The organism is Actinosynnema sp. NPDC059797 (assembly GCF_042732085.1).
Lineage (GTDB): Bacteria > Actinomycetota > Actinomycetes > Mycobacteriales > Pseudonocardiaceae > Actinosynnema.
In genome coordinates this window covers 1-5,016 of sequence record NZ_JBHWIE010000454.1, presented here as the reverse complement: position 1 = coordinate 5,016, position 5,016 = coordinate 1, and the positions used below count along the sequence as shown (strand labels likewise).

Genomic DNA, 5,016 nt, shown 5'->3' with positions numbered 1-5,016 from the left:
CCCTGTGGGAGCACCCCACCCTCGACGAACTGGCCGCACTGCTGGAGCGGGAGCTGTCCGGCCCCGCGTCCGACTGAGCGACGGGAGCGGGATGCCCAGCACCAGCACGCCTCGACACGCCCTGACCGCGGCCCAGTCGGAGGTGTGGGCCGCCCAGCAGTTGGCGCCCACCGACACCGCCTACACCATCGGCTTCTACCTCGACGTCGACGGCCCGGTCGACCCGGAGCTGTTCCGGCGGGCGGTCACCGCGACCGTCGCCGAGTGCCCGGCGCTGCGCGCCAGGTTCGTCGCCGACGCCGATGGGGTGTGGCAGGAGGAGGAGCCCCCGGGACCGGTGCCCGTCCCGGTCGTCCACGTCGCCGACGAGGGCGCGGCCGTCGCGCACATGCGGGCCGACCTGGACCGGGTGGTGGACCTGGCGCGCGGGCCGGTCGCCGCGCACGCGCTGCTGCGCCTCTCGCCCGAACGGCACCTGTACTACTTCCGCTGCCACCACATCGCCGTCGACGGTTTCGGGCAGGCCCTGTACTGGCACAGGCTCGCCGAGGTCTACACCGCGCTGGTCGAGGGCACGTCGCCGCCACCCTCGTCGTTCCCCCCACCCTCCGCCCTCGTGGCGGAGGAGCGGGCCTACCGCGAGTCGGCCCGCGCCGCGCGCGACCGGGAGTACTGGGCGGAGGCCCTGGCGGGCGAGCCCGCGCCCACCGGTCTCAGCGGGCGCACCGCCGCGCCGTCGTCGCGCCCGGTGCGCCACCGCGCCCGCCTCGCGGCCGCGGAGGAGGCGCGGCTGGCGGAGGTGGCGGCGCGGCACGGCGCCCGCCCGTCCGCGGTGCTCACCGCCGCCGTGGCCGCCTACACCCACCGCCTCACCGGCACGCGCGACGTCTCCCTGGCCGTGCCGTTCACCGGCAGGCTCACCCGGACCGCGCTGAGCACGCCCGGCATGCTGGCCAACGAGCTGCCGGTGCGGGTCGGGGTCCACCCCTCCGACCTGTTCGCCGAGGTCGTCGCCCGCACCGCTGCGGCCCTCGCGTCGGCCGCGCGGCACCAGCGCCACCGCGGTGAGGACCTCCGGCGCGAGCGCGGCGGCGACTCGCCGGCCCGGGTGCTGGTCAACATCCTGTCGTTCGACCTGGCGCCCCGGTTCGCCGGCCACGAGGCCCTGCCGGTGCAGCTGTCCACACCGCCGGTCGCGGACGTCGCCATCACCGTCTTCGGCTCTCCCGGCGCGCCCGGCGGCGTGCGGGTCGTGCTCGACGCCAACCACCGGCTCCACAGCGCCGCCGAGGCCGCCTCCCACCTGGACCGCTTCCTCGGGTTCCTGCGCGCGCTGCTCGCGGCGCCCGACGCCCCGGTCGGCCGGGCGGAGCCGCTCCTCCCCGGCGAGCGGGAACGCCTGCTCGACCTCGGCAGCGGCCCGCCGGTGCCGTCCGGGCGCGCGGATCTGCCGGACCACTTCCGCGCGGTGGCCCACCGCCTGCCGGGCGCGACCGCGGTCGCCTGGTCCGGCGGGTCGCTGACCTACGCCGAACTCGACGCCGCCTCCGACCGCCTCGCCGCCCGGTTGCGCGCCGCGGGCGCGGGCCCGGAGCGCTCGGTGGCGCTCCTGCTCGACCGGTCCGCCCACCTGGTCATCGCGACCCTCGCGGTGGCCAAGTCGGGTGCGGCGTACCTGCCGCTGCGCCCGGGCAGCCCGGCCGCGTACCAGCGGCGGCTCGCCGGGGAAGTCGTGGCGGTGGTCACCGACGCGGCCGGCGCGGCGGAGGCCGCGGGCCTCGGCGCGCCGGTGATCGCCGCGGACGACCCGGGCGAGGACGCCGGGTGCCCGGGTCCCCGCTCCACCGGCGGTCACCCCGACCGGCTCGCCTACGTCATCCACACCTCGGGGTCGACCGGCGAGCCCAAGGGCGTCGCCGTCACCCACGCCGACGTGGTCGCCCTGGCCCTGGACAGCGCGTTCCGCGGTGGCGCGCACGAACGCGTCCTGCTGCACTCCCCGCACACCTTCGACGCGGTCACCTACGAGCTGTGGGTCCCGCTGCTCAACGGCGGTCGGGTCGTGCTCGCCCCGCCGGGGCAGCTCACGGCCGCCGCCCTCGCCAGGGCCGTCGCCGAGCACCGGGTGACCGGGATGTTCCTCACCAGCGCCCTGTTCCAGCTGATCGCCGAGCAGGACCCGACCGCGTTCGACGGCGCCCGCGAGGTGTGGGCGGGCGGCGAGGCGGTCCCGGCCCGAGCGGTCCGGCGCGTCCAACTGGCCTGTCCGGGCGTGACCGTCGTCAACGGCTACGGCCCGACCGAGGCCACGACGTTCGCGCTGAAGCACGCCGTGCCCACCGCCGGTCACTCGGACACCGTTCCCGTCGGCCTGCCCCTCGACGGCGTGCGCGTCCGCGTCCTCGACACCCGGCTGGGGCTGGTCCCACCGGGCGCTCCCGGCGAGCTGTACCTCGCGGGGGAGGGCCTCGCGCGCGGTTACCGGGGACGGCCGGGGCTCACCGCCGAGCGCTTCGTCCCCGACCCGCACGGCCCCGCCGGGAGCCGGGCCTACCGGACCGGCGACCTGGTGCGGTGGACCGACGGGGGAGTGCTGGAGTTCCTCGGCCGCGTCGACGACCAGGTCAAGCTGCGCGGCTTCCGCATCGAGCCGGGCGAGGTGGCCGCAGTGCTGGCCGGGCACCCCGCCGTGGGCACGGCGCACGTGGTGGTGCGCGAGGACCGGCCCGGCGACCGGCGCCTGGTCGGCTACTTCACCGCGACCGCGCCGGTGTCCGCTGCGGAGGTGCGCGCGCACGTCGCCGCCGTCCTGCCGGACTACCTGGTGCCCAGCGCCTTGGTGGTGCTCGACGCGTTCCCCCTCACCCCCAACGGCAAGGTGGACCGGGCCGCGCTGCCCGCGCCCGAGCGCGCCGCGGGCGCGGGCCGCGCACCGGCCACACCGCGCGAGGAGGCGTTGGCCGGCCTCTTCCGCGAGGTGCTCGGTGTGCCCTCGGTGTCCGTCGACGACGACTTCTTCGCCGCCGGCGGCCACTCCCTGCTGGCCCTGCGGCTCGTCGGCCGGGTGCGCGCGGTGTTCGGGGCGGAGCTGGGCCTGCGGGAGGTGTTCGACGCACCGACGGTGGCCGCGCTGGCCGCCCGCCTCGCACCGGCCGCCGCCGGCAGGCCGCCGATCACGCCGCGCGCCCCGGGAGCGCGGCTGCCGCTGTCCTCGTCGCAACGCAGGCTGTGGGTCCTCGACCGCCTCACCGCCGACCGGACCGCCTACCACGTGCCGGTGGCCGTGCGACTGGTCGGCGACCTCGACCGCGCCGCGCTGGACACCGCGCTGCGGCTGGTGCTCGACCGCCACGAGGCGCTGCGCACCGTCATCGCGGAGGACGCCGAAGGACCACACCAGGTGGTGCTCGCGCGGCCCCGGTTCGCCGTGGCGGAACCGGGGGCGGGCGAAGCGCCCGCGGACCTGGTCCGGCGCCCGTTCGACCTCGCCGCGGACCTGCCGTTGCGCGCCTGGCTGCTGCCCGAGCCCGGCGGCGCGCACGTGCTCCTGCTGGTCCTGCACCACATCGCGGGCGACGAGCGGTCGCTGACCGTGCTGACCCGCGAGCTGGTGGCGGCCTACACCGCGGCCACCGAGGGGCGGGCGCCCGACTGGCGACCCCTGCCCGTGCAGTACGCCGACTACGCGCTCTGGCAGCACGAGGTGGCCGCGAACGGCGCGGACGGGGGCGCGGAGTGGTGGCGGGACCGCCTCGCGGACCTGCCCGCCGAACTCGCGCTGCCCGCCGACCGGCCCCGCCCGGCAGTGGCCTCGCACCGCGGTGGCGAGGTCACCGCCACCGTGCCCGCCCCGCTGCGGGGCAGGCTGGCCGCGCTCGCGTCGGACCGGGGCGCGACGCTGTTCATGGTGCTGCACGCGGCGCTGGCCGCCCTGCTGAGCCGTACCGGCGCCGGCGACGACGTCCCGATCGGGGCGCCCGTGGAGGGCAGGCCGTCCCCCGAGGTCGACGACGTCGTCGGGGTCTTCCTGCACATGCTGGTGCTGCGCCTGGACACCTCGGGCAACCCCTCGTTCGCCGAGTTGGTGGACCGCGCCAGGGACGTGGACCTCGACGCCTACGACCACGCGGACGTGCCGTTCGAGCGCGTCGTGGAGGAGGTCACCCCGGAGCGGTCGCTGGGCAGGCACCCGCTGTTCCAGGTGATGCTCGCCCTCAACGTCGAGCAGGACGCCGCGCTGCGTGCTTTCGACGCGCTGCCCGGCCTGTCCGCCTCGGCCGCCACCGTCGGCACGGGCACCGCCAAGTTCGACCTGACCGCGACCTTCGTGGACCGGGGCGGGGAGCTGGAGCTCACCCTGGAGTTCGCGCGCGACCTCTTCGACGACGGGACCGCCCACCGCCTGGCGCGGTGGCTGGTGCGCGTGCTGGAGCAGGGCGCCTCCCACCCCGACCGGCCGATCGGCGAGCTGGACCTGCTCGACGCCGACGAAGCCCACCTCGTGCGCGTGGCGTGGAACGACACCGCCGTCCCCGGCACGCCGCCCGACGTCTTGGACTCGGTGTTCGCGCAGGACCCCGCCGCCGTGGCCGTGGTGTGCGGCGGAGCGGAGGTCACGTACGGCGACCTGCTCGGGAGGGTGGAGCGGGTGGCGTCCGCGCTGCGGGCCCGGGGTGTCGGCGCCGAGTCCGTGGTCGGGGTGGTGCTGCCCCGGTCGGTGGACCTCGTCGTGGCGCTGCTCGCGGTCTGGCGGGCCGGTGGCGCCTACCTCCCGCTCGACGCGGGGCTGCCCGCGGAACGCCTGTCGTTCCTGCGCTCCGAGACCGCTCCCGTGCTCGTGATCACCGAGGGCGTCATGGCGGAGCTGTCCCGGGGGAGCGGCACGCCGCCCGGCGGTGCCGCGCTGCCGGACCAGGCCGCGTACGTGATCTACACGTCGGGGTCGACGGGTCGGCCCAAGGGTGTGGTGGTGTCGCGGGGGAATGTGGCGAACCTGTTGGCGGACATGCGGGTTCG

Annotated in this window: 1 protein-coding gene; it reads left to right on the top strand. The window is 77.1% G+C overall.

Annotation, left to right across the window (positions count from 1 at the left end; translation table 11 throughout):
* Positions 1 to 91: 91 nt before the first annotated feature.
* Positions 92 to 5,016 (top strand): amino acid adenylation domain-containing protein (locus tag ACFV4N_RS39585; RefSeq protein WP_499677821.1); only part of this gene is annotated, 4,925 nt, incomplete at its 3' end.